Source organism: Fulvivirga kasyanovii, from assembly GCF_009711405.1.
Classification (GTDB): Bacteria; Bacteroidota; Bacteroidia; order Cytophagales; family Cyclobacteriaceae; genus Fulvivirga; species Fulvivirga kasyanovii.
The window spans coordinates 1-558 of sequence record NZ_SMLW01000083.1 but is presented as its reverse complement, the minus strand read 5'-3'; the positions used below and the strand labels follow the sequence as shown (position 1 = coordinate 558).

The following is a 558-nucleotide window of genomic DNA, read 5'->3' as shown; positions in this document are numbered from 1 at the left end:
ATTAAGTAACCTGCAGCCTCAGTAAAATTGCCTTCTTTAGTATTGCATATGGCTAGGTTGGAGTAAACCGCCGATAGATTTTTCAAGTCACCAATTTCTCTATAAGTTTCAGCCGCTTTTTCAAAATATGGTATGGCATCTTTGTAGCCTTCTGTATGTAGAAACACCAGTCCTAAATAATTGAAATCGGTAGCCACGCCAGCAGTGTATCCTATCTCTTCAAAAGCATCTATAGCATGCAAATAGGCGTTTACAGCTTCTATATATTCCCCCGCTTGCTCTTGAAGGGCACCCAGTGCGTGGTAGGCCCTTCCCAAGTACAAGGTGTTATCTAGCTGTTCGGCTAAACCACGCTGCTGGTTAGCGTAATGGGCTGCTTGGGTTAAGTCAGTGGTACGATAGTTTTTATAGAGCTGGTAATACACGGCAAGGCGCGTATCTGCGTCTGTATCTTTATTTAACAGGGTTTTTAATTCCTGGGTCTCCTGGGGTAGTTTGTTCGGAGTTATTTCACTTTCATTCTCACAGGCAGACAGCATATATAAAAACAATAGGCAA

General features: G+C 42.7%; 1 protein-coding gene. It reads right to left on the bottom strand.

Annotated features, from left to right (window positions below):
- The coding region (locus tag E1163_RS00115; protein WP_155168514.1) for a tetratricopeptide repeat protein at positions 1-539 on the bottom strand (539 nt) is incomplete at its 3' end.
- Positions 540-558: the final 19 nt, after the last annotated feature.